The 24,647-nt window shown below is 67.6% G+C and carries 18 protein-coding genes; 12 read left to right on the top strand and 6 right to left on the bottom strand.

The genetic code is table 11. The features are described 5' to 3' along the window. The first annotated feature begins 72 nt into the window (after positions 1 to 72). Positions 73 to 1,251: an acetyl-CoA C-acetyltransferase gene (locus AC1RQC_RS32775; RefSeq protein WP_416051448.1), complete on the top strand. Its 1,179-nt coding sequence runs from the start codon at positions 73 to 75 to the stop codon at positions 1,249 to 1,251. Positions 1,252 to 2,173: 922 nt separating this feature from the next. On the opposite strand, the gene AC1RQC_RS32770 is transcribed toward AC1RQC_RS32775, so the two are convergent. The 3 genes from AC1RQC_RS32770 to AC1RQC_RS32760 all read right to left on the bottom strand — a co-directional run bounded on the left by AC1RQC_RS32770 (position 2,174) and on the right by AC1RQC_RS32760 (position 4,889). After that, complete coding sequence (locus tag AC1RQC_RS32770) at positions 2,174 to 2,860, bottom strand: histidine phosphatase family protein (protein WP_492885757.1); 687 nt, start codon at positions 2,858 to 2,860, stop codon at positions 2,174 to 2,176. Between the two features lie 203 nt (positions 2,861 to 3,063). Continuing rightward, a complete protein-coding gene (locus tag AC1RQC_RS32765; protein WP_492374214.1) occupies positions 3,064 to 4,062 on the bottom strand; it encodes a Bug family tripartite tricarboxylate transporter substrate binding protein in 999 nt (332 codons plus the stop codon). Between the two features lie 134 nt (positions 4,063 to 4,196). Further along, a complete protein-coding gene (locus tag AC1RQC_RS32760) occupies positions 4,197 to 4,889 on the bottom strand; it encodes a TetR/AcrR family transcriptional regulator (RefSeq protein ID WP_492374215.1) in 693 nt (230 codons plus the stop codon). A gap of 156 nt (positions 4,890 to 5,045) precedes the next feature. Here AC1RQC_RS32760 and AC1RQC_RS32755 point away from each other — a divergent pair, with 156 nt between their 5' ends. The 6 genes from AC1RQC_RS32755 (at position 5,046) to AC1RQC_RS32730 (ending at position 12,938) form a co-directional block, all read left to right on the top strand. Further along, positions 5,046 to 5,852, top strand: a complete 807-nt coding sequence (locus AC1RQC_RS32755) for an IclR family transcriptional regulator (protein ID WP_150985276.1) — start codon at positions 5,046 to 5,048, stop codon at positions 5,850 to 5,852. A gap of 113 nt (positions 5,853 to 5,965) precedes the next feature. Then, positions 5,966 to 8,122, top strand: coding sequence for an acetate--CoA ligase family protein (locus tag AC1RQC_RS32750; protein ID WP_492885755.1), 2,157 nt, complete (start codon positions 5,966 to 5,968; stop codon positions 8,120 to 8,122). A 98-nt stretch (positions 8,123 to 8,220) separates the two neighbouring features. Further along, the gene (locus tag AC1RQC_RS32745; RefSeq protein ID WP_255503236.1) at positions 8,221 to 9,231 is read left to right on the top strand and encodes a Bug family tripartite tricarboxylate transporter substrate binding protein; all 1,011 of its coding nucleotides are present in this window, start codon (positions 8,221 to 8,223) and stop codon (positions 9,229 to 9,231) included. 27 nt (positions 9,232 to 9,258) lie between these two features. Further along, positions 9,259 to 10,560 (top strand): DUF1254 domain-containing protein, encoded by a 1,302-nt coding sequence (locus tag AC1RQC_RS32740; RefSeq protein ID WP_492387291.1) that lies wholly within the window; start codon positions 9,259 to 9,261, stop codon positions 10,558 to 10,560. A gap of 24 nt (positions 10,561 to 10,584) precedes the next feature. Then, positions 10,585 to 11,943, top strand: coding sequence for a DUF1254 domain-containing protein (locus tag AC1RQC_RS32735; RefSeq protein WP_492885753.1), 1,359 nt, complete (start codon positions 10,585 to 10,587; stop codon positions 11,941 to 11,943). Next, positions 11,940 to 12,938 carry a Bug family tripartite tricarboxylate transporter substrate binding protein gene (locus tag AC1RQC_RS32730; RefSeq protein ID WP_492827856.1) on the top strand — a complete coding sequence of 333 codons (999 nt, stop codon included), beginning with the start codon at positions 11,940 to 11,942 and terminating at the stop codon, positions 12,936 to 12,938. The genes AC1RQC_RS32735 and AC1RQC_RS32730 overlap by 4 nt, the downstream gene beginning before the upstream one ends. A gap of 77 nt (positions 12,939 to 13,015) precedes the next feature. Here the strand turns inward: AC1RQC_RS32730 and AC1RQC_RS32725 are convergent, their stop codons facing one another. Continuing rightward, positions 13,016 to 13,753, bottom strand: a complete 738-nt coding sequence (locus AC1RQC_RS32725; protein WP_492813677.1) for a CerR family C-terminal domain-containing protein — start codon at positions 13,751 to 13,753, stop codon at positions 13,016 to 13,018. 90 nt (positions 13,754 to 13,843) lie between these two features. Between AC1RQC_RS32725 and AC1RQC_RS32720 the strand changes: the two genes are divergently transcribed. The 4 genes from AC1RQC_RS32720 to AC1RQC_RS32705 all read left to right on the top strand — a co-directional run bounded on the left by AC1RQC_RS32720 (position 13,844) and on the right by AC1RQC_RS32705 (position 20,785). Next, entirely contained in the window at positions 13,844 to 15,001 is a 1,158-nt protein-coding gene (locus AC1RQC_RS32720; RefSeq protein ID WP_492827854.1) for an HlyD family secretion protein, read from the top strand. Positions 15,002 to 15,056: 55 nt separating this feature from the next. Then, positions 15,057 to 16,604, top strand: coding sequence for a DHA2 family efflux MFS transporter permease subunit (locus tag AC1RQC_RS32715; protein ID WP_492885751.1), 1,548 nt, complete (start codon positions 15,057 to 15,059; stop codon positions 16,602 to 16,604). Positions 16,605 to 16,610: 6 nt separating this feature from the next. Further along, entirely contained in the window at positions 16,611 to 18,083 is a 1,473-nt protein-coding gene (locus AC1RQC_RS32710; RefSeq protein ID WP_492375728.1) for an efflux transporter outer membrane subunit, read from the top strand. Positions 18,084 to 18,457: 374 nt separating this feature from the next. Further along, positions 18,458 to 20,785, top strand: a complete 2,328-nt coding sequence (locus tag AC1RQC_RS32705; protein WP_492885799.1) for a patatin-like phospholipase family protein — start codon at positions 18,458 to 18,460, stop codon at positions 20,783 to 20,785. Here the strand turns inward: AC1RQC_RS32705 and AC1RQC_RS32700 are convergent. Together AC1RQC_RS32700 and AC1RQC_RS32695 are read right to left on the bottom strand one after the other, a co-directional pair. Further along, on the bottom strand, positions 20,782 to 22,017 hold the full coding sequence (locus tag AC1RQC_RS32700) for an alpha/beta fold hydrolase (RefSeq protein WP_492375727.1): 1,236 nt from the start codon (positions 22,015 to 22,017) through the stop codon (positions 20,782 to 20,784). The two genes, AC1RQC_RS32705 and AC1RQC_RS32700, sit on opposite strands and share 4 nt — an antisense overlap. Continuing rightward, on the bottom strand, positions 22,014 to 23,327 hold the full coding sequence (locus AC1RQC_RS32695; RefSeq protein WP_492375726.1) for an MASE1 domain-containing protein: 1,314 nt from the start codon (positions 23,325 to 23,327) through the stop codon (positions 22,014 to 22,016). Before AC1RQC_RS32695 ends, AC1RQC_RS32700 begins: the two co-directional genes overlap by 4 nt. 276 nt (positions 23,328 to 23,603) lie before the next feature. On the opposite strand from AC1RQC_RS32695, the gene AC1RQC_RS32690 reads away from it, so the two are divergent. Beyond that, entirely contained in the window at positions 23,604 to 24,605 is a 1,002-nt protein-coding gene (locus AC1RQC_RS32690) for a Bug family tripartite tricarboxylate transporter substrate binding protein (protein ID WP_492375725.1), read from the top strand. Positions 24,606 to 24,647: the final 42 nt, after the last annotated feature.

The raw sequence follows: 24,647 nt of genomic DNA, 5'->3' as shown, positions 1-24,647 counted from the left end.
GGCTTGGCCGTGCCCTTCCCAGGACACGGCCATTACGGGCGGGTTCGCCCCGGAACGACAAGAGGAGACGACATGGCAGAGGCATACATCGTAGCGGCCGCGCGCACCGCGGGCGGGCGCAAGGGCGGCAAGCTGGCAGGCTGGCATCCGGCGGATCTCGCCGCGCAGGTGCTGAACGCACTGGTTGAGCGCAGCGGCGCCGATCCGGCGCTGATCGACGACGTGATCATGGGCTGCGTCGGTCAGGCCGGCGAGCAGGCCGGCAACGTGGCGCGCAACGCCGTGCTGGCCTCGAAGCTGCCGGAAAGCGTGCCCGGCACCTCGGTCGACCGCCAGTGCGGCTCGTCGCAACAAGCCCTGCACTTCGCCGCGCAGGCGGTGATGTCCGGCACCATGGACATCGTGATCGCCGCCGGCGTGGAAAGCATGACCCGCGTGCCGATGGGCCTGCCCTCCACGTTGCCCTTCAAGAACGGCTTTGGCAGCTCGATGAGCCCGGCCATGCAGGAACGCTATCCCGGTGTGAAGTTCAGCCAGTTCACCGGCGCCGAGATGATGTCGCGCAAGTACGGCCTCACGCGGGACGACCTGGACCGCTACGCGCTGGAAAGCCACCGCCGCGCCATCGCCGCCACGCAGGCAGGCCGCTTCAAGGACGAAATCGTGCCCGTCGCCGTGCGCGCCGCGGACGGCAGCGCCAACGGCGAGCTGCATACGGTGGACGAAGGCATCCGCTTTGAAGCCAGCCTGGAATCCATCGCCAGCGTCAAGCTGATCGAGGAAGGCGGCACCGTCACCGCCGCCAGCGCCAGCCAGATCTGCGATGGCGCGGCGGGGCTGATGGTGGTCAACGAAGCCGGCCTGAAGAAGCTGGGCGTCAAGCCGCTGGCACGCATTCACCATATGTCGGTGCTGGGCCATGACCCGGTGATCATGCTGGAAGCACCGTTGCCGGCAACGCTGCGGGCGCTGCAGAAGGCCGGCATGAAGATCGGCGATATCGACCTGTTCGAGATCAATGAAGCGTTTGCGCCAGTGCCGCTGGCTTGGTTGCAGACCACGGGCGCCGATCCGGCGCGCATGAACGTGAACGGCGGGGCGATTGCGCTGGGGCATCCGCTTGGTGGATCGGGGGCCAAGCTGATGACTACGCTGGTGCATGCGCTGCATGCGCAGGGGAAGCGGTATGGGTTGCAGACGATGTGTGAGGGTGGGGGGATGGCGAATGTGACTATTGTTGAGAGGTTGTAGGGTTGTGGTTTTTGGGGTGCCTTCGCTGCATTTGTTGCGGCGTTGGCTTTTGGGCTCAAGTGCTGTACGACATTGCCCTGCCGGGGGTGTCGCTGTTTATTTCATCGGCGATGGTTTTTGCACCCAAGAGCCATACGACATCCCCCTGCGGGGGCTGCCGGTCACTCTTCTTTGCGTCGGCAAAGAAGACTAACGAGAAGAAAGCCGACCCTGCCGGGCGCAGAGCAATCGCGGGTGCGAGGGACGCTGGTTTCGTCGTATGGCCTCAGTTCTGCGGGCATCTGCCGGTACCGGTTTGAAGGGCCACGACGCTGCCGATTTCCGGGATGCGTGGTGCGGCCCCCGGTAGTGGAGTCTGTGCCCATTCGCCAATCTGCCGTTACCGGCGTGCGCCACCACGATACATCGCCTGCCAATGGTTTCGTGGTGGGGCGGGCGCGGTGGTCAAGGCCTTGGGCTAATCAAGGCGGTGCCACCGCGCCCACGACGGAACCGGTGCGCTTGCAACTTCGTGGCCGGTCACGCCGCGAGCGACAGACGGCTTGAAGCAAGAGATGTCTGCTACCGGGGGCCGCACCACGCATCCCGGAGGCCGGCAGGTTCGTGGCCGGTCAAGCCGGTACCGGCAGAAGCCCGGCGGCACTCCGGGCCATACGACGAAACCACCGATATTCGAGAGCCTGATTGCTCTGCTCCCGGCAGGGTCGGCTTTCTTCTCGTTAGTCTTCTTTGCCGACGCAAAGAAGAGTGACCGGCAGCCCCCGCAGGGGGATGTCGTATGGCTTTTGGGTGCAAGAGCCAACGCCGCTTAAAGAAACAGCAACCAACCCCGCAGGGCAATGTCGTACAGCTTTTGGGTGCAAAAGCCAACGCCGCTGCAAAAACGACCAGAAAACGCTAGCCAACCCCAGCCCGGCACCCCTCAAGCAAACGTAATAGCATCCCGCCGATCAACCCGATCCAAATGCGGCAAACTATTAAAACTAAGCAACCTCTGCATCCCACGCCCAGAAATAATCTCGCAAAACGCCGTATTCCGAAACTGCAAATTCAACTCGATCGCAGTCTGCGCCGGCGCACCCAGCAAATCCGCGGTAGCCCGTCCGATCGCCCCGCCAGAACTGACAACCAACACCGCATCCTCTCGCGAAGCCCCTTCCGTGGCATGCAGCAAACCATCGCGGATCCGTCCCCCAAACTCCGCCCACGACTCCGGCATGCCCACCAGCTGATCCAGCGTCCAGGCCTGATACGCCGCGCGGAATGTGCGCCAGTAGTCGTTGTAGTCAGCGTTCTGGTGCGCGCGATGATCCGCCCCGCCGGTATGGCTGCGGTACAGCGCTTCGCCATCGTATTCGTTAAGGCCGAGGTGGGTTTCGATGTTCGTCTGGACCGGCACATCGCCGGCCCCCATGCCGGCCAGGATTTCCAGCGCGGTGTCCTGCTGGCGCACCAGCGAGCCAGCCACCACCCGCTTGAACGCGACGCCGCGCTCGCGGAAATATTCGCCCAGCCAGCGGGCCTGTTGCCGGCCGGTGTCGGAGAGGCAGTCGTAGTTGGCGGCGCCGAACGAGGCTTGACCGTGCCGTACCAGGAAGAGCGTTGCCATGCGTGATGTCGGCGCCGGTGGGCACCCGGGAAGCGGTAAAACGGGAATCGGCACGCGAACGCGGGGGCGCCGCGCGGGGTGCAGCCATTGTATGAGTGCCGGGCGCGGCGGCCAAGCTAAGCCGCGCCGGATTCATAGCGGTCATTGCCGCGCTGCATTATTCCGTTGCATAGCGGCAGGGTCAGTCCAGCCTTAGTTCGCCCTTAGTCCAGCGTGACGCCGGTGTCCGCGGTCAGTTTGAGCACGCCCGGCAGGTAGGCTTTGTAGGCAGCCACGGCTTCTGCCGGCAGGTTGCCGATCGGCTCCGCACCCATGTCCTCGATGCGCTGGCTGATCTCCGGCGTCTTCACCAGTGCGCTCACCTCGCGGCCCAGGCGCTCGACGATGTCGCTGGGCGTGCGTGCCGGGACCAGCAGCGTGATGGGTCCGGTCAGCTTGTACGGCTCGTCGGGATAGCCGGCTTCGGCAAAGGTTGGCACGTCGGGCAAGGCCTTGGCGCGCCGGGTGCCGGTGACGGCCAGCGCTCGCAGCTTGCCGCTGGCGAAGTGCTGCTTGAGCGAGGTTACCGAGCCAACCGTCATGTTGACCTGGCCGGCGAGCAGGTCGCTCACCATCGGGCCTTCGCCGCGATACGGCACGTGCAGGATATCGACGCCGTAGGTTTTGTCGAGGTAGGCCTGGATGGTGTGCGGCTGCGTGCCCGGGCCCCAGGAGCCCATGCGCAGCTTGCCGGGTTCCTTCTTGGCATAAGCGATCAGTTCCGCCACGGTCTTCACCGGCAGCGTGCCGTTGACGGCTAGCACCGTGCGCGCCATGGCGATGTCGGACACCTGGCGCAGGTCGGTGCGCGGGTCGTAGGGCAGCTTCTTGTAGAGGGCGAGATTGGCGGTGATGGGACCGGGGATGGTCAGCAGCAGCGTGTAGCCATCGGGCGCCGACTTGGCCACGTAGTCGGTGCCGATGATGCCGCCGGCGCCGCCTTTGTTCTCCACCACCACGGTTTGTCCCAGCCGTTTGCCCAGGCCTTCGGCCAGCGTGCGCGAGAGTGTGTCGGTGAGGCCGCCGGCCGGGTAGGGCACGATCAGGTGCAGGGGCTTGGTGGGATAGCTGGCTTGCGCCTGGGCTGCCAGCGGCAGTAGTGCCGCGCAGGCGCAGGCCAGCAGGACGGCCGCCTTCCCGCAGAACGGGCTGCGTATTGTCATGTTTTGTCTCCTCGGGGTTTTATAGAATTCGGCGCGCGCTCCGAGCAAAATGCGCGCGCCGATATTGGGCAAGGCTTGATGACGGCGGGAAACCACGCGCGGGACCGCGCGTTGTGTGTTGTGATGTTACGGCGTCAGGCCGGCAGCGCGAGGTAGCCGGCCACCAGCCGGGTCATCTCGCCGGGCAGCCGTTCGTCGTCGAGCGGCAGCGGGCCCGCGTCGTTGAGGATGGCATTGACCACGATGCTGAACACGGCTTGCATGGCAAAGCGCACGCGCATCTCCGCCTGCTCCGGCGGCACCGGCATGCGCGGCACCAGCAGCGCCACCATGCGTTCCACCACGTCTTGCCCGCTTTCGCGATGCGGCAGCCACTCTTCCGGGCGGACGGAGGCGTGCTTGAGCGATGCCTTGATCACGCCGCGGTTGGCGTGGCAGCCGACCACCACGTAGCGCATGATTTTTTCCAGCATCACATCGGTGGGCACGTCTTCCCAGCGTTCCACGCGCAGGTAGCGCGCCACGGAATCGCCGGTTTCCTGCATCACCAGCGCGCGCAGGGATTCGAAGAACGCCTGCTTGTCGCGGAAGCGGCCGTAGAAGGCCCCGACCGACACTTCGCAGGCGGAGGCGATCTGCGCAACCGACACCGCGGAGAAATCCCGCTGCGCCAGCAGTTCGCGGCCGGCGTCCAGCAGAGCCTGCTCGGTCTCGCGCGCACGGCGCTGGCGCGGTGGCTGCAGGATCGACGGGGTCGCTACGGTAGGGAATGCGGAAGTCCCCTTGGACGGCTTGGCGGGGGACGCGGCAGAGGACGAGAGGGGCATGTTAATTCCGTATGCGAATTCTGATTCGGTTTTGTGAACCATATGGTTACCACGGCGTTTCGTCAAGAAACGGTCTACATTTCCAATATGTGGAAATACATTCCGTTCTTTGACACAGAAAATGACGCCGCCCACACTGCGGTGCAAGGAGACAAGATGAACACGTCGGTCGAACAGTTCATAGCCGAGCGCAGGAAAGAGGACCCGTCCTTCGGTGGCTTGCTGGCCAAGGGCTTTGCCTTGCTGCGCTGCTTCATCGACGAGCCGCGTCCGCTTGGCAACGGCGAGCTCGCCGAGCGCCTGCAGATGCCACGCGCCACGGTGTCGCGCATCTGCCGCACGCTGTTCGAGCTGGGCTACCTGGATTGGGATCCCAAGCTCGACAAGTACTTCGTCGGCGCCCAGGTGCTGGCCCTGGGTTATCCCTACCTGGCCGGGCTGCCGGTGCGTCACGTGGCACGCCCGCTGATGCAGGCGCTGGCGGATCGTATCGAGGGTGCCGTATCGATGGGCGTGGCACATCGGCTCGACGTGACCTACCTGCAGAGCTGCACGCATCACGAGGGCACGGCGGCACGCCCCGGCGTGGGCGCGGTGCGCTCGGTGCTGAGCACAGCGATGGGCCGTGCCTTCCTGTGCACGCTTTCCAAGAGCGAGTTCGAGCAGCTGATGCAGGCCGCGCGCCACGAACGCGCCGAGGAGTATGCCGCCTGCTACGACACCATTTGCCACAACGTGGCGCATTACCCCAAGCGCGGCTTTGCCATCAATGAAGGCGACGCCGGCAGCGGCGTGCATGGCGTGGGCGTGTACTCGCGCATCGTCTACCTGAACCGCCCGCTGCTGTTCAACTGCGCGATCGCCGGCTCGCAAATGCGGCGCGGCATGCTGGAAAAGAAGATCGCGCCGCTGCTGATGGAGATGACCCGCACCATCGAATCCATGACGGGCCTGCGGCAATAGCAGCGCCGGCAGAGCAAGAAACACGAAGCTACACGAACGCATACGAAGCCACACACAGCGCCGGTACAGGCGCAAACAAGACAAGCCATTCGAGGCCATCCGGAGACAACGCCATGCCCAATCTAGATTTCCTGCTGAAACCGCGTTCGGTCGCGGTCATCGGCGCATCCACGCAGCCCGAGAAGGTCGGCGGCATGCCGATTCGCCTGCTGCGCGAGCTCGGCTACGCCGGGCGAATATTTCCCGTGCATCCCACCGCCAGCGAGATCCAGGGCTTGCCCGCTTACGCGACGCTGGCCGCGATTGGCCAGCCCGTCGACCTGGCCATCGTGGCGGTGCCGGCGGTGGCGACGGAATCCGTGATGGCGCAACTGGCGCGAAACGGCACGCGCGCCGCGATCTTCTTCACCTCGGGCTTTGCCGAAGTGGGCGATGAGGGCCTGGCCATGCAAGTGGCGCTGGCCGAGAGCGCGCGCCGCCACGGCGTGGCCCTGCTCGGCCCCAATTGCCTGGGCGTGATGAATCTGCGCGAGCGCATGTTTGCCACTTTCTCGCCGATCCCGCTGACTGGCGTGCCGCCTGCGGGCGACGTGGGACTGGTCAGCCAGAGCGGCGCGTTTGGCGCCTACGCCTTTGCGCTGGCGCGCGAGGCCGGGCTGGGCCTGAGCCATTGGGTGACCACTGGCAACGAGGCCGGCCTGCAGGTGGCCGATGTGATCGAGTGGATGGCGCAGGACAAAGATACCCGCGTGATCCTGGCGTATATGGAAGGCTGCCGCGATGGCGCGCGCTTGCGCCAGGCGCTGGCCGCCGCGCGTGCCGCCGGCAAGCCGGTGGTGATCACCAAGGTGGGCACCACCGAGGCAGGCGCGCGTTCGGCGCAGTCGCACACGGCCAGCCTGGCAGGAGAAGACGCGGTGTATCAGGCGGTGTTCGACGAGTACGGCGTGCATCGTGCCCATACGCTCGAGGATTTCTTCCGCCTCGGCTACACGCTGTCGCGCGGGCGCCGGCCGGCGCGCTGGGACAGCCCGAGCGGGTTGATGGCCGACGCGGTGGCGCCGGTGGCCATCGTCACCGTGTCCGGCGGCGTCGGCATCATGATGGCCGATCGCGCCGAAGAACTTGGCATGCCCATGCCGCCCATGCCCGCGGCAGCCGCCAAGGCGCTGCGCACGAGCATCCCCTTTGCCAGCACCGCCAACCCGATCGATGTGACGGGGCAGGTGGTGGCCCAGCCCGCCGTGCTGCTCGACGCGATGGCCGGCGTGGCCACCTGCGGCGAGTACGGCAGCGTGGTGGCCTTCCTCGCCGGTGGCGCCAACGCGCCGCGCTTGTGGGAAGAACTGCAGCGCACCATCGGCGCGCTGCATGAGGACAAGCGCGCCGCGCCGCTGCTGCTTTCCGGCGTGGTCGACGACGACAAGCGGGCGTGGCTGGAGGCGCATGGCTGCCTGGTGTTCCGCGAACCTGCCCACGCCATCGAGGCCGTGGCCGCGCTGGCCCGCGCGGCAGCGTGGGAAGCCGCCGCGAGCGCGCCGGTTGCCGAGGCCGCGGCGCCGGTCGCCGCGCTCCTGCGCGATGTGCCGGACGATGCCAGCGCGCTGTCCGAGTTCGACGCCATGCGCCTGCTGGCGGACGCCGGCGTGCCAGTGGCCGCGCACGGACTCGCGCGTGACGCCGATGAAGCCGTGGCGCTGGCGCAGCGCATCGGCTACCCGGTGGCGGTAAAGCTGTGCTCGGCACAGGTGTTGCACAAGAGCGACGTAGGCGGCGTGGCGCTCAACCTGACGGACGACGCCGCGGTGCGCAAGGCCTTTGCCGCGATGCAGGCGGCGCTGGCCCGGGCCGACGCCAGCCTGCCCTTCGAGGGCGTGCTGGTGGCCCGCATGGTGCGCGGCTGGGGCGAGCTGATGGTAGGCGTGCGGCGCGATCCGGTCTTCGGGCTGGTGGTGCTGGCCGGCATCGGTGGCACCGCGGTGGAGATCTTCCGGCAGATGGCCTTCGGCCTGGCGCCGTTGTCGCCCGAGCGCGCCCGCGCCATGCTCGAGCGCAGCCGCGCGGCGGTGCTGTTCGCCGGCCATCGCGGCAACCCGGTGCTGCCGCTGGCACAGGCAGCCGACCTGCTGGTGCGCGTGTCGAAGGTGGCCGCGGCGCTGGGTCCCCGGCTCGACACACTGGAGATCAACCCGTTCATCATCGGCGCCGATGGCGCGGTGGCTGCGGACGCCGTGATCACCTTGCTGCCGACGGGCGGGCCGAGGGCATGACCGCGATGGCGTAGTAACGAAGCTTGACCCCACCGCGCAATCCGATACCGGCACAGACCGGACGCGCGGATGGGGAACCACAACTGGAGACAACCATCATGCATTTACAAGCTGCAAGGACCGCGCGCGCGCCGGCGGCAGGCGCTCTCGCCGTCGTCATGCTGACGGCGCTGGCCGCCACACCGGCGCACGCCGCACCACCGCAAGCCACGAAATATCCTGACAAGCCGATCCGCCTGGTGGTGCCCTTTCCGCCAGGCGGCGGCACCGACGTCATCGGGCGGCTGGTGGCCGCCAAGCTGTCGACCGCGCTGGGCGGCACCGTGCTGGTGGAAAACGTGGCGGGTGCCACCGGCACCATCGGCTCGGCCCAGGTGGCGCGCGCCGCGCCGGACGGCTACACGCTGTTGCTCGGCATCTCCGCCACGCATGCCATCGCGCCGGCGATCTTCCCCCGCCTGCCCTACGATCCCGTGCGCGATTTTGTGCCGGTGGGCCGGCTGGCCTACGGCGGCAACGTGCTGGTGGCAGGCCCGGCGTTCACGGGCAAGGACCTGCCGGCGCTGATTGCAGCCGCCAAGCGTCCAGGCGCTGACCTCACCTACGGTTCCTGGGGCCCCGGCTCGGGCGGCCACCTGGCCGGCGAGAGCCTCAATGTCAGCAGCGGCATCCATCTGCGCCACATTCCCTACAAAGGCGTGAGCCCGATGCTGACCGATGTGATGGGCGGCACGCTGCCGGTGGCCATGTCCGACCTAGCCGGCACCTTGCCGTTGATCCGCAGCGGCAAGGTCCGGGCGCTGGCGGTGACCGGCTCGGAGCGCTCGGTGGCGTTGCCCGATGTGCCCACCTTCGCCGAGTCCGGCGTGCCGTTGCGCATCGACAGCTGGTACGCGCTGTTCGCGCCGGCCCGCACGCCGGCCCCCATCCTCGATCGCCTTGAGCGCGCTGTCGACGCCATCATGGCCGAGCCCGCCATGCAGGCGCAGGCCGCCACGCTGGGCATGCGCTTCACCCCACAGCCGCGCGCCGTCTTTGCCGCCCAGATGCAGGACGACGTCCGTGCCTGGGCCGCCCTCGTCAAGTCGAGCGGCGCCGCCCTCGAATAATCCCGCCAGGAGCCAACACATATGAACATGAACCCTCCCGCCGCCCCCGTCACGCACGCCAGCCCCCAGCAGGCGCTGGTCGCCGGCGCAGCGCTGCCGCTGGTGATCTACGGCTATGCGCTCATCGAGACGCTGCGCACCTGCCGCCTGCAGACCTCGGTTGCCGCTGCCACCGGCTATGGCCGCGCGCCGATGAACACGTTGTCGGCGAGCGAGCGTCAGTGGACGCATAAGGACCGCGACATCGTCACCCCGGCCAACGACCTGCTGTACTTCTGCGGCTGGGTCAACCTGGCCGATGGCCCGGTGACGCTGCGCATTCCGCCGCTGCCCGACGCGGGCCGCTACTACGTGATCGAGCTGCTCGACGTGCACACCAACAACTTCGAGAACCTGGGACCACGCAATGTCGCTGCCGAAGGCGGCGAGATCGAGCTGGTCGGCCCGGGCCAGAAGGCCAGCGGCGCGCATGCGGTGTCATGCCCGAGCTCACTGGTCTGGCTGCTCGGCCGCGTGCTGGTGCAGGGGCCGGATGACCTGGCGGTGGCGCGTGCCTTTGAGCAGGGCTTCGCGCTGACCCGCACGCCGGGCGCGGCGCGTCCGCGCTGCGTGGACCAGTGGCACGACAGCGGCCGGCCCGCGCTGGACTTCTTCCACAACCTCTTCAACGCGCTGCGCGAGTTCCCGCCGGCGGCCGAGGAACTGGGGATCCTGACGCTGTTGCGCAAGGCCGGCATCCGGCTGGAAGACGAGACCGATTTCGCGGCGCTGCGCCCGGCCATCGTGGCCGGGCTGGAAAGCGCTTACGCGCAAGGCATGGCGGTGATCGAGGCCCATACCCGCAGCCAGGGCCGCAAGAGCTGGGGCTACAGCCTGAAGCTGGGCATGTACGGCGACGACTGGCTGCAGCGCGCCTGCACCGCGATGAAGGGCCTGGGCGCCCTGCGCGCGGACGAGGCGATCTACGCCATGGCCGATTTCGATGCCGACGGCGCGCCGCTTGATGGCCGTCGCCGTTATGAGCTGCGCTTCGCGCCCGGCATGCTGCCGCCCGCGCAAGCCTTCTGGTCGGTGTCGCTGTACGGCGAGGATCGTTACTTCAGCGCCAACGAGATCGGCCGCTACGCCGTGGGCGACCGCACGCCGGGCTTGCGCATGGAGGCCGATGGCAGCCTGGTGATCCCCATCTCGCACGCGCGAGCGCAGCAGCAGGAGAACTGGCTGCCCGCTCCCGCTGGCTCGTTCTACCTGATCCTGCGGCTCTACCATCCCGCGCCGTCTTTCCTGCAAGGCCAGTACACCATCCCGGCCGTGCGCCGCGTCGATTGAGTCAACCAAATTATGGAAGCCACCATGTACCAGACCATATCCGCCGTGCCCGCCGTGCCCGCCGCGCCCGCCCTCGACGCCATCCGTTACACGCTGCCCCTCTACGAAATGGCGCGCATGCGCGCCGCCACCTGCCCGCGCCGCAATAGCGCCGGTGTGTTTGCCGCGCAGCAGCCCGATGCCCCGGTGCGCTGGATCAATCATTTCATTCACACGCGCCAGCTGCTTGGCCCGCAGCATCGCCAGGTGGTCACGCCCAATAACGACACGCTCTACAGCAACGCCTGGATGGACCTGTCGCAAGGGCCGCTGCTGCTGGACGTGCCCGACAGCTTGGGCCGCTACTACGTGCTCGGCCTGCTCGATTTCTATACCAATCCCTTTGGCTATATCGGCACCCGCACCACGGGCAACGGGCGCGGCCGCTTCTTGCTGCATGGCCCGCGCTGGCAGGGCGACGTGCCGGCTGGTGCTACCGCCATCGCCTGCCCCACGGACGCGGTGTGGCTGCTCGGCCGCGTGCTGGTGGATGGCGAAGCCGACCTGCCGGCCGTGCACGCGCTGCAGGACCAGTTCCGCCTGAGCACGCTGGCCGGGGCGAGCGCCGCGCGGGCGTTCGATGTGCGCATGCAGCCTGGCGAGCATCTGGGCGATCCGCGCCGCTATGCCGAGGTGGTCAACCAGGCGCTGCGCGAGAACCCGCCGCCGCCGGCTGAGGCAGGGCTGGTGGCAGCCTTTGCGCCTTTTGGCATTGGCGCGGATTGCGATGCGGCCGCGCTTGGCGACGATGCGCTTGCCCGCCTGGGCGACGCCATCCGGGCAGTGCTTGCCGAACTGGCGACGCCGCTGCCGTCCGACCTCGGCGGCGGCTGGACCCTGCCGGTGGAAATCCGCGAATCGTTCGGCACGCGTTTCGCCGAGCGCGCGCTGGTGGCGCGCAACTATATCGGCGCGCTCGGCGTGCAAGAGGCGATGTACGTGATGGCCGACCGCGACAGCGAAGGCGCGCCGCTCGATGGCCGCGCCGGCTACGAGCTGGTCTTCCCGGCCGATGGGCTGCCGCAGGTGGGTGCGTTCTGGTCGCTCACCATGTATGGCAAGGCCGACTGCATGCTGGTCGATAACGTGCTGGGGCGCTACTCGCTGGGCGATCGCTCGCCGAGCCTGCGCTACGGGCCGGACGGCAGCCTGCGGCTGCGCCTGTCGGCCACGCCGCCGGCCGACCCGGCGGACGAAGGCAACTGGCTGCCCGCGCCCGCAGGCCCGTTCTACGTGACGCTGCGGCTCTACGTGCCCCAGCCCGCGCATCTCGACAAGACCTTTGTCTATCCGCCGATCCGCCCGCTGGCAGCTGCGGCTGCTTCGGTCAAGGAGCTGTCATGACATTGAATTCGCACAAGCGCAGGCAAGTGCTGCGCCTGGCCGGCAACGCCGTGCTGTTGGCCGCGGGCTGCGGTGCGCTGGCGCCGGTGCAGGCCGAGGAATTTCCGTCGCATCCGGTGCGCCTGGTATCGCCCTACGGCCCGGGCGGCTCCAACGACATCTCGGCGCGCCTGCTCAGCGAGGGGCTCAGCCGCAAGTACAAGCAGCAGTTCGTGGTGGAGAACAAGCCCGGCGCTGGCACGCGCGTGGCCAACGAGCAGATCGCGCGCGCCACGCCGGACGGCTACACCCTGTTGTGGGCGGCGGCGCCGTTTGCCATCAACGCGGCAGCAGGGCTATCCCAGCATTACGACATCCACAAGGACTTCGTGGCAGTAGGGCCACGCGTGCTCGGGCCGATATTCCTGATCGTCAACGCCGATTCGCCGGTGCGCACGGTGGCGGATTTCGTGCGCATGGCGCGTGATAAGAAGGACGGCGTGACTTTCGCCTCGCCGGGCATCGGCTCGGGGCCGCACCTGACCGCCGAGCTATTCGCCGCCCAGGCGAAATTCAAGGGCCTCAACGTGCATTACCGCGGCGACTCCACGGCCTACACTGAGTTGCTCGCTGGGCGGGTCGACGCGACGTTGACCGCCATCACCACCGCGCTGCCATTTATCAAGGCCGGCAAGCTACGCGTGATCGCGGTGTCCGCCGAGCAGCGCACGCCGGTGTATCCGGACGCGCCCACGTTCGGCGAGCAAGGGTATCCCGGCGTGGTGGGTTACGGCTGGTTCGGGCTGATGGCGCCGGCGGGCACGCCACCGGCCATCGTGCAGCAGCTCAACCGGGACGCCAACGCGGTGCTGGCCGATGCGCAGACGCGCAGCAAGCTGATCGGCCTCGGGCTGCAGCCGGAGGCGGGCGACAGTGCATCGTTCGCGCGCTTCGTCGACGCCGAGGTGGCCAAGTGGGGGCCATTGATCAAGTCGGCGGGGATCAAGCTGGAATGAATAGGGTAGCGCGCGGCGTTCGTTTCCGGCGTTCGCTACCGGCTTTCGCGCAACGGCCCGCTCGCTGCCTGCTGGATTTAGCCGCGGACGGCGCCTTGCTGCGCGTCGCGCGCCGCGACAAAGGCCAGCAGCAGCACCCTCGTCTGCTCGAAAATCACGTCTCCAAGCTGGGCCATCTCTTTAGGGCCAATCGTTTCCCATTCGAGGGCGCTGAGCACGTTCCGGCGAAACATGCGGAACACGGCAACCTGGCTGTCTATCGCGATGGTCCGGATCTTGGTCACATCATCGGTCGGCTTGCGTCCGGTCAGCCGGCCGATGATCGACGCGGTCACGGGGAACAAGCGGCGGTTGAGGCGTTCGTCGATCACCGCGAAGGCCGACGGCGGACCAAGGCCCGCGCGTTCGCGCGCCATGAAGAGTTGCCAGTCGCGCGCCTCGGGTGAGTCGCTCAGGAACGAGACGAAGCAGCCCTGGAGTCCCATGTAGGCTTCGATCAAGTCCGAGTCATCGGCGTCGGGGTTGGCCAATGTCGCTTGCGCCGCGCTCACCGGCGCGGCCAGGTACTCCCAGACGCGTGCGACGAAGTGCTCCACGCAGGCAATGTAGACCCCTTCCTTGTTGTCGAAGTAGTACTGCAGCGCAGGCGCATTGACGCCGGCCTCTTTCGCGATGTCGCGCGTCGACGCCCCCTCGAATCCCCGTTCCCCGAAGAGTCGCAGCGCCGCCTCGACGATGCGCAGGCGCGTTTCCTCGCCTCGCTGGTAGCCGCCTTCGGCGGCCGGTCGGTGTCGTGCCATGGGATTCGTCGCCATCCTTGAGATCGTGCCAGGGGAGAAATATATCACTTGACACAATTTGTCCGACTGGAATAATTGTGCCGTTTGGAATAATTTGGAGCCCCCATGTCTACCGCCGCGCCCGCCGATTCGCCAGCCGACCCTCTGTTGCGAGGCGAAGCCACGTCAACCCCAGCGAAGCCTGCGGTGCGCCATCGCCGCCGCACGGTGCTGCTTTTCCTGGCTGGCAGCGCGCTGGCGGGGGCGGCGGCCTGGGGCGGGCACTGGTGGACGGTGGGCCGCTTTATGGAAACCACCGACGACGCCTATCTGCAGGCCGACAGCGTGACGGTGGCGCCGAAGGTGAGCGGCTATGTGGCTGAAGTCCTGGTGCGCGATAACCAGGCGGTCGTTGTCGGGCAGGCGTTGGCAAGGCTCGACAGCCGTCAGTACCAGGCAGCGCTGGACGAGGCCACGGCGACCGTTGCCTCGCGCCAGGCCGACGTGGCGCGTAGCGAGGCGGACCTTGCACAGCAGCAGGCCACTATCGCGCAGGCCCGTGCCGAACTCGACGGAGCGCGGGCCAATGTGCGCTACGCGGCATCGCAGGTGGATCGTTATGCGCCGCTGGTCAAGTCGGGCGCCGAGACGGAGGAGCGGACCGCGGAGTTGCGCAACGCGCAGACACGTGCCGCCACGACGCAGCAAGCGAACGAGGCCGCCTTGCGCGCGGCCCAGAGCCAGACGCTCACGCTGCAGGCAAAGCTGCAACAGGCACGCGCGCAACTGGCGGTGGCCGAGGCGAGCGCGCGCCGCGCCCAGCTCGACCTGCAGGATACGTTGGTGCGCAGCACCCTGGCCGGCCGCGTCGCGGATCGCGCCGTGCGCGTCGGGCAGTTCGCGCAGCCGGGCACGCGCCTGCTGACGATCGTGCCGCTGCAGGATCTCTACCTGAGCGCCAACTTCAAGGAAACGCAGGTCGGCCACATGGTGCCGGGCCAGCCCGTGACAATCCATGTCGACGCGCTGCCGGATGCCGATCTGCACGGCACCGTCGAAAGCCTGTCGCCCGGCACGGGCTCCCAGTTCGCCCTGCTGCCCGCGCAGAACGCCACCGGCAATTTCACCAAGATCGTGCAGCGCGTGCCGGTGCGCATTCACCTGGATGTGTCTGGCGAGGCGCGCAGGGCGCTGGTGCCGGGGCTGTCTGTAACGGTGGAGGTCGACACGCGCCACGCGGCGCCCACGCAAGCGCACGCTGCGGCCGGGGGCGCGCGTGGCTAAGGCGCCGCGGTCCGGTGCCGGCGTGTCCGGGGGCAACCCGGCATCCGCGCCCGCAGTGCCCAACGCTTCCACCGCTGACTGGATCGCGGTTGCGGCCGGCGCGCTCGGCGCGCTGCTCGCCACGCTTGATATCTCGATCACCAACTCGGCGTTGCCGCAGATCCAGGGGCAGATCGGCGCCGCGGGCACGGAGGGCACGTGGATCTCCACGGGCTACCTGATGTCGGAGATCGTGATCATCCCGCTCGCCGCGTGGCTCACGCGCGTGTTCGGGCTGCGGCGCTTCCTGATGTGGAACGCGATCCTCTTCACCGCGTTCTCGATGATGTGCGGGCTATCCCACAGCCTGGCCGCGATGGTCATCGGCCGCATCGGCCAAGGCTTCGCCGGCGGCGCCATGATCCCGACCGCGCAGACCATCATTCGCACGCGCTTGCCCCGGCACCAGATGCCGATCGGCATGTCGGCGTTCGGCCTGATCGTCCTGCTCGGCCCATTGCTCGGCCCGGTGGTTGGCGGCTGGCTGACCGAGAACGCCGACTGGCGCTGGTGTTTTTTCCTGAACCTGCCGATCTCGGTGGCGCTGGTGACGCTGCTCTATCTTGGCCTGAAGCCGGAGCGCGCGAACCTGCAGGCGTTCGTCAAGGCGGACTGGCTCGGCATCGCGGGGCTGGCCATCGGCCTGAGCTCGCTCACGGTGGTGCTGGAGGAGGGGCAGCGCGAGCGCTGGTTTGAATCGCCGACGATCGCATGGCTATCGCTGCTTTCCGCAGCCGGCATCCTGATGATGGTCGTTGGCCAGTTCACGGCGAACACGCCGATCGTGCGGCTGCGGCTGCTGCTCAACAAAAACTACGCCAGCGTCATCCTGATTGTCTCAACCGTCGGCGCCGGGCTCTATGGCGTGTCCTACCTGCTGCCGCAGTTCCTCGCCACCATCGCTGGATATAACGCGGAGCAGGCGGGCTCGATCATGCTGCTCTCCGGTCTTCCGGCATTCCTGATGATGCCGATCCTGCCCCGCATGCTTGGCAAGCTCGATAGCCGTTGGCTCGTGATCACCGGGTTGTTGTGTTTCTTCGGCAGCTGCATGCTGGATATCTCGCTCACCACGCAAAGCGTCGGGCACGACTTCATCGGCTCGCAGATCCTGCGCGGCTTCGGGCAGATCCTGGCGATGATGCCGCTCAACCAGGCATCGATGGCGGCTGTCGCCACCCATGAGGCGGGCGACGCGGCTGGCCTGTACAACATGGCCCGCAACCTGGGCGGCTCGGTCGGGCTCGCGCTGCTCGGCACGCTGATCGACCGCCGCAATACGTATCACGACGCCGTGATCCGTGAATCGGTCAGCGCCAACAGCGCGATCGGGCAGGAACACATCTCGTCCAGCGCGGCGGGCTTTTTCGCGCAGCACGGCGATATGGCGCATGCGAAGCTCCAGGCCATGGCACAGATGGCCGGGGAGATCGCCAGGCAGGCGGCCGTCATCACCTTCTCCGAGACCTTCTTTGTGCTGGGCATCGCGCTGCTACTATGCGTGCCGCTGGCCTTCCTTCTCAAGCAACCGGGTGCCGGCACGCCGGTGTCCTCCGGTCATTGATCGATCATGCACGACATCAAATCAAATACGCTGCCGGGCCCTGGCCGGCTGCGCACGGTCTCCCTCAGTGCCGCGCTGGCGTTTGCCATGAGTGGCTGCGCGGTCGGGCCTGACTATCACGGCGCGCCTGAAGTCGCGGCCGACGCCATGCGCGCCACGGCATTTCCCCATGCCCCGCACAGTACCGAGCCGGCCGCGCCGCGCGTCGCAACCTGGTGGCGCGCGCTGGGCGATCCCCAACTGGATGCACTGATAGAAACCGCATTGGCGCATAGCCCGGACATTCGTGCAGCGCAGGCCAGCGTGCGGCAGGCGCGTGCCGGCCTGCGCGGGCAGCAAGCCGATGCACTCCCCAAGGTGGGGGCAACCGCCGCCACGCTGCGCACGCGCTCGCCGAATTTGTCGTCGTTTTCCGGTGGCGCGACGTCTGGCGGCCGCGGACCATTGGCGCTCTATCTTGCCAACTTCGATGCCAGCTGGGAGATCGATCTGTTTGGCGGGACGCGGCGTGCCATCGAGGCGGCCGCGGCGCAGGCGGACGCTTCCGCCGAACAGCTCGCGGACGCCCACGTGCAACTGGCAGCCGAGGTCGCCCAAGCCTACATCGGCCTGCGCGAGCAGCAGGCGCGCCTGACACACCTGCGCGCCTCGGAAAAGCTCGAAGCCGACATGCTGGAGCTGACGCAGCAACGGCGCGAACGCGGGGTGGCATCGGCGCTGGAAGTGGAGCGGCTCCTGACCCAGGTGGAGGGCACCCGCTCGCAGATCGCGCCCATCGAGGCGCAGATCACGGAGTCGTTCGATGAACTCGCCGTACTCACGGGGCGCGCCCCCGGCGCACTGGATGGCGAACTCGGCCCGCAACGGCCATTGCCCACGTTGCCGGCTACGGTGTCCGTCGGTAACCCAGCCGCACTGCTCAAGGCGCGGCCGGACATCCGCGCGGCGGAGCGTACCCTGGCCTCGCAGAACGCGCAGATCGGCGCTAGCAAGGCTGACTGGTTCCCCAAGCTGTCGCTGTTCGGCTCCCTGGGCTACAGCGCGATGGACCCCGGTCACCTGGTCCGCAAAGACAACGCCACCTGGCTCGCCTTGCCGCGGCTGCAGTGGAACGCGCTGGATTTCGGCCGGGTTGCCGCCAGCGTGGACGGTGCGCAGGCAGGACGCGACAATGCCGAGGCAAGGTACGAGAGCGTGGTCCTGAAGGCGCTGCGCGATGCCGATGTGGCCTTGTCCCGCTACGGGCACCAGCGCGAGAACGTGGTCCTGCTGCGCCGGGTGGAGGCGTCCGCCGAGCGCGCCGCCGTGCTGACCCAGCAGCGCTACCGCGCCGGTACGGCCAGCATGCTTGACTGGCTGGATGTCGAACGCACCCGGGTACGTGCGCAGCAGGATCGGATCGCCGGCGATGCCAACCTGATCAAGGACTTCGTGTCGTTGCAAAAGGCACTGGGACTGGGTTGGCAGAACGAGGGCTAGGACGGACGGCGGCCGTGGCGTTTCAGTCCGCCACGTTCCCTTTGTTGTATTCAGCATACGTTTACCCACCCTGGCAAATTGTGGATCAAACTGCTCTGCGCCGAGGGTTTGCACGGATAACCCGCGCGGCCGCTTGGCGCACGGGGCAGCGACAGCCCCGCAGGTTAGGCAACCGGCACTCCGCCGGTGCATGCGCCGCTATTCAAGGACGGGCAATTGCCCTATCGTGACGACCTTCCCCGCCAACTCTGCGCGGCGATTTCACCGTCTTGTCCCGTCTTGCCGCGGATTGTCCAGGTTTGTCCATGTCCCGCTCTCTATCATGCATCGCGCGCCGCTTGCGCACGCTGGTGTCCGGTTGTCAGGTGCTGCCGATGCTGCTTGCATTGGCGGCGCTAGCCTTGGCGCCGCAGCCCGCCAGGGCCGCGGATCACCCTGCGCAGCCGGCCAGGCAATCCGCCGCCGACGCTGCCACCGAAGTTGCCACCGATGTTGCCGACGAAGCCGCCCCCCCAGCCGTCCCGGGTAAGCGAGCGCGCGTGTGCCTGGTGCTGTCCGGTGGCGGCGCGCGCGGCTACGCGCATATCGGCGTGATCCGGGCGCTGGAGAAAATGCACGTGCCGATCGACTGCATCGCGGCCACCAGCATGGGTGCCGTGGTGGGTGGCTTATACGCCAGCGGTTTGTCGGCGGGCGAGCTGGAGGCCAAGCTGTCGCATACCAACCTGAGCGATATCGCCTTCGACCGCAACGAACGCGCCGAACTGCCGCAGGCGCAGCGCGAGGATGACCTCCAATATCCAATCGGCATTTCGGCCGGCTACGGTGACGGCAAGATCAAGCTGCCCACCGGCCTGGTACAGGGCAACCGCCTGCTGGCGCTGCTACAGAACCTGACCCCGCATCTGCCGGCCGACGGCGCCTTCGACAAGCTGCCGACGCCGTTTCGCACCATTGCCACTGACCTGGGCACCGGGGCCCCCGTCGTGCTGGACCACGGCTCGCTGCCGCGCGCCATCCGCGCCAGCGTGGCCGTGCCGGGCTTGTTCGCGCCGATCAAGGTGAACGGGCGCGTGCTGGTCGATGGCGGGCTGGTCAGCAACCTGCCGGTGCAGCTTGCACGCGACATGGGTGCCGACGTGATCATCGCCGTCAATATTGCCTCGCCGCTGGATGACCCCGAGAGCCTGGACTCGCCGGCGGCGGTGACGCAGCAGATGGTCACCATCCTGACCAACCAGAACGTGGCCACGCAAAAGGCGCTGCTCAAGCCGGGCGACGTGCTGATCGAGCCCCAGCTGGGTGACTTGTCCTTCACCGACTTCTCGCGCGCCAACGACGGCATCCAGGGCGGCTGGAACGCCGTGCTGGCGGCCGAGCCCAAGCTCGCGTCGCTGACGCTGCCGGCGGACGCCTGGCAAAGCTACCTGGCGGCGCGCAAGGGCAGCCAGGCGGTGGCGGGCCCGGTGCGCATCGATGCCATCCAGATCCGGTCGCACGGCCGCATTCCGGCCAGCTTCGTGCGCAAGTACCTGGGCGTAAATGAAGGCGACACCTACGACGCGGTCACGCTTAACCGCGAGATGGCGCAGCTCTCCACCTCGGGCGATTTCGAGAGCGTGACGCAGGAGATGGTCACGGAGGACGGGCGCAATGTGCTGAAGGTCGAGGCGCAGCAGAAATCCTGGGGCCCGCAGTTCCTGCTGTTCGGCTTCGGCGTGTCCAACACCTTCAATGGCCAGGGCGGGTTCAACCTGCAACTGGGGCATCGGTATCCGTGGATCACACCCGGCGGGCTGGAGTGGCGCAATGACATCGTGCTGGGCAGCACCCAGGCCAAGTGGCACACCGAGCTGCGCCAGCCGGTATTCGACCGGCTTGGCTTCTATGTCGCGCCCTATGTGGAATACGGGCGCAAGCGCGTCGATCTCTATGGCGACACCGCGCCCAACCGCAATACCGACCCGATCACCGCCTTTCGGATCGACACGGCCGTCGCGGGCCTGGACCTGGGTGTGCCGCTGGGCCGGCTGGGCGAGTTCCGGGCGGGCGTGAACTACCAGCAGGTCAACTACTCGGCCGTCTATAACCTGCCCATCGGTACCGGCCGGCTATTCTCCCAGGCCCGTGTGCGCCAGCCCACCATGCGTGCCCAGCTCACCATCGACCAGCTCGACGATCCGCTCTTCCCGCGCACCGGCTACTATCTGCTGGCGACCAACGAGCTGGCCTTCGGTGGCACCGACAATCGCTTCAACGATGCCCACGCCAAGGCGCTCTGGGCCACCAGCTACGGCCGCCACACGCTGAACCTGGCGGCGGAGGCCGCGGCCACCTATGGCGATCACCGCAGCGACAACAGCGTCAGCGGCGGGCTTGGCTTCACGCTGGGCGGCTTCCAGCATCTTTCCGCTTACGCGCAGGACCAGTTCTCCGGCAACTACCTGCTGTACGGGCGCATGACATACCTGAACGACCTGCGCGAGTTCATCCTGCCCGGGCTGCGCACCACCGTGGTGGGCGCCAGCCTGGAGGCTGGCGACGTCTGGCTGCGGCGCAAGAACTTCGGCAACGGGCCGTTCAAGACCAGCGCCAGCCTGTTCATCGGCGGCAACAGCGCCATTGGCCCGCTGTACTTCGGCTTTGCCGCAGCGCCGAACGGGGTGTGGAACCTGTACCTGCAGCTAGGCCGCGTGTTCTAGCCCGCGGGCGCCGGCAGGGGCTCGGTGGCGCTCACCGCGTTATCAGCGCTGTCGGCCGGCCGGAAGGTCACTGCGGAGATGCGCCCGTTGCGCATGCGCAGGGTTTGCGTGCCCTGGCTGTGCCGGGCCTCGCCATGCATGACGGAGGAGGCCGCGACGTCGATCTGCGCCGTGGCGCCCTCGATGCGCGGCGGTGCGGTGACGGCGATGCGTACCGTCTTGCCGGCGATTGCTTCCAGCTTGGCAAACATGTCGATGACGGCGTCGCGGTCGTCATAGCTTCCCGCCAGCGGATGCTCGCCCTGGTGGCGCCAGCGCACGCCGGGCTCCAGCAGCGGGAACAGCGCTTCGAACTGTCCGCTGGTGAGGGCTTGCAGGTATTCGTTCACCACGGTGGCGACGGCTTCCTCGGTCATCGGCACCTCCACCCTGGCCCGCGCCGGGCGGCGCGCCTGCGCGGGGTCGAAGCCGAGGAACTCGAGCACGTTGCTGACCACCTGCTCGCGGTCGTTGTCCACGCAGATCATGTGATAGCTGTTTTCCACCACCACCTTGCGCACGTCGGGGACCGTGGCTTCCAGGAAGTCGGCCGAACGCAGGCTGGTCAACTCGTCCTCGCGCGCGTTCACCACCAGCGTGGGGCAGGCGATGCGGTGGGCGCCGTTGAGCACCCAGCCGCGCAGCCGGTCCACCTGGCGGATGCAGGCCAGCGGCACCCAGCGGTAGTGGAAGTTGTCGCCGCGTTCGAACTTGGCTTTGACGATGGCGCGCACCAGGTCATTCTTGATGCCGAATGGCTCGTCTTCCTCCACCCGCATGCGCGCTGGCAGCGTGGGGATGTGATAGACCAGGTGCCGCAGCGCGCGGTACCAGGGCGTGGACCAGCCGTCGATGTAGACCGGGGCCGCCAGCGCGATCAGCCGGCCCTTGGTGTGCTGGCGGCGCTCGGCCAGCGCCAGGGCCAGAAGCCCGCCCAGGCACATGCCCATGATGTGAAAGGTTTCGTACTGCCCGGCCAGCTCATCGTATGCCTGCGTGACGGTGTCGAGCCATTGCTCGGCCCGCACGGGCACCAGGTCCTCGGGCGTGCCTGCGTGTCCTGGCAGCGTCACCGCGTGGGTCTCCACCCCGGCGCGCCGCAGGGCCTTGTGCATCGGGCCGAGGTCGAACTGCGTGCCGCCCAAGCCATGGATGAGCAGGGCCCCCGTGCCGCTGCCCTTGAGAGCCGTCATGCTGCGTCGCGCTCCTCGATCACAGCCGCGCCTTGCAGGCGCCATGCGCCGGCAATGACCGCCACGGTCTCGTCGCCGTCCAGCAGCGGGCTGCTCATATCCAGCACCATGGTGCAGTCGCCCGCGGGCAGCATCAGGCGAAAGAGCAGGTCGGTACGGGCTGCGCTACCCCCGTCGCCACCCCCGTCGCCGTCGCTTTCGCGCAGCCAGCGGTCGCGCACCCGGGACCGGTCGTCGGCATGCACGTGCGCCAGTACATTGTCGAGATTGCCGAAGGTATCTTCTCGCACCCCCAGCGAGCGCTCCACGTCGCCGCTCCAGCGCAGCGTGCCACTGCGCGGGTCCAGGCAATAGACCAGCTGGCCGCTGGCCGCGAGCGCCAGCTTGACATCGTTCTGGCGCTGCGCCGACTGCAGGTGCAGTTGCTCGCGGCTGGTGCGCAGCGTGCTGATCAGCAGCGTCAGCAAGGCGGCCACGGCCAGGTATAGCTGGGCCTCCATCAGCGAGCGGCCATGGTGGGCCGCGCTTTCGGCGAACGGGCCATCGCCCTGGCCGGTATTGACCAGCACGAACAGCGCCAGGATCGCCACCGCCACGGAGCCGCCCCGGCCCCCCCACAGCAGCGTCACCACAGCGGCGAAGAACAGGGGGATATAGGTCAGCGCAAACACCACGCCGGCAGGCAGCGGGCCCAGGCTCTTGTTGTCAAAGATAAAGAAGGTGGTCAGCACCAGCGCGGCGAACGCGCCCAGGCCGAACAGGAAATCGCCGCCGCTCATGCCGCCTGAGCGCATGGCGCGAAAGCGCGACCAGCCCGCCAGCACCGGCGTGACGATCAGCACGCCCACCAGGTCGGCCGCGGCCCAGACGCGCGCGGTGCGCCAAAACGGCACGTCCTGCATGATCGTGAACCAGCCCGCGCCCACCGCGGCGCTGGCTGCGCTGCTGACCACCCCGGCGATCAGCAAGCCGCGCACGAAGGCCAGCCCTTCGAGCGAAAAGTGCGTGCGCCTGACCAGCGCCACGCCTACTGCCGCAAAGCCGATCTCGTCGAGCGAGAACAGCATCAGACGCAGCGTGTCGCGTCCCTCCACCCAGCCCAGCAGCATCTGCGCGGCGAAGAACGCCAGCCCTACTGGCAGCCAGCGCGGCATCGGCGTCAGCATGAACGCGGCCACGGTCACGCCGGCCGGCAGCCAGATATAGCCAGTGGCGGAGAACGGGCCGTTCAGCTTGTGCGAGATGTAGCCGGAGCAGAAGTACAGTGCCGCCCACAAAAACAGGACGACGGCTCGGTTGGTTGGTTTCACGTTGGCTTTCCTTGGCTGATGCCCGGGCACGGATGCGAGGCCGGCGCGCAGCGGCCAGCCGTTATCTGAACGCGCCAGGCCGGCAAGCGGCTGACGCAATGGCGCGGCCGGGCAGGGGCATCATAAGCCTGCACAGGGATTTCTAGCATGGCGCCATGTAATAAAATCGTCACAATTAAGGGTGTTCGCGGGTGTCCGGCCACGAGTCCGGCCAGGACTCGCCCCGGCGCACGCCGGCAACGCAAGGCCGCAATATAAACGAGGAGAAAAGACCTGATGGCGAAGTACACATTAAATAACCGATTCCTGCCCGGCTTGCCGGTGCTGCTGGCCTGCGCCACGCTGCCGCTGGCACTGGGCGCAGCCCCAGCCACCGCCGCGTGGCCGGAAAAGCCGATCCGCCTGGTGGTGGGCTTCCCGCCGGGTGGCCCGGTCGACACTCACGCCCGCCTCCTCGCCGAGAAGCTGCAGCCGATCCTGGGGCAGTCAGTGGTGCTGGACTATAAGGCTGGCGCGGCCGGCAACATCGGCTCGGATTCCGTCGCCAAAGCCGCGCCGGACGGCTACACGCTGCTGCTGGCCAATACCGGCCAGATGGCCATCAATGGCGCGCTTTATCCCAAGCTGCCGTACGTGATGCCGCGGGATTTTGCGCCGGTGGCCCGCACCGCGCTGATTCCGCTGGTCATGGTGGTCAATAACAACGTGCCGGCCCGCAACCTCAAGGAATTCATTGGCTATGCGCGCGCCAATCCCGGCAAGCTGAATTTTGCCTCGGGCGGCAACGGCGGCATTTCCCACCTGATGCCGGAGATGTTCAAGCAGGCCAGCGGCACGTTTATCGTCCACATTCCCTACAAGGGCAGCGCCCCGGCTCTGACCGATGTGATGGGCGGCCAGGCGCAGATGATGGCCGACTCGATCCCGCTGTTCACGCAATACATCAAGGCCGGCAAGGTGCGCGCGCTGGCGGTGACATCCAAGCATCGCTCGCCCGCCTTGCCTGACGTGCCGACCATGGAAGAGGCCGGGCTGAAGAACTTCGAGGTGGTCGGCTTCTACGGCATGCTGGCGCCCGCGGGCACGCCCAAGGAGGTGGTGGCCAAGTTGTCTGGCGCGCTGCAGGCCGTGCTGGGCGAGGCCGATACCCGCGCCAAGCTGGAGCAGCAAGGCGCCGAGGCAGCCTGGCAGGGCCCGGAGGCCTTCGGCCAGACCATTGCCGCCGAGCAGAAGCGCTGGGGACAGGTGATCAAGGCTTCGGGCGCGAAGATCGACTAAGCGCGCCCTGACGCATCGGCCGGTGTGGCAAAAGGCCGATGC

Source organism: Cupriavidus sp. GW822-FHT03E04, from assembly GCF_058801495.1.
The sequence above is the reverse complement of the archived record's forward strand: the minus strand, read 5'-3'. Positions and strand labels throughout refer to the sequence as shown.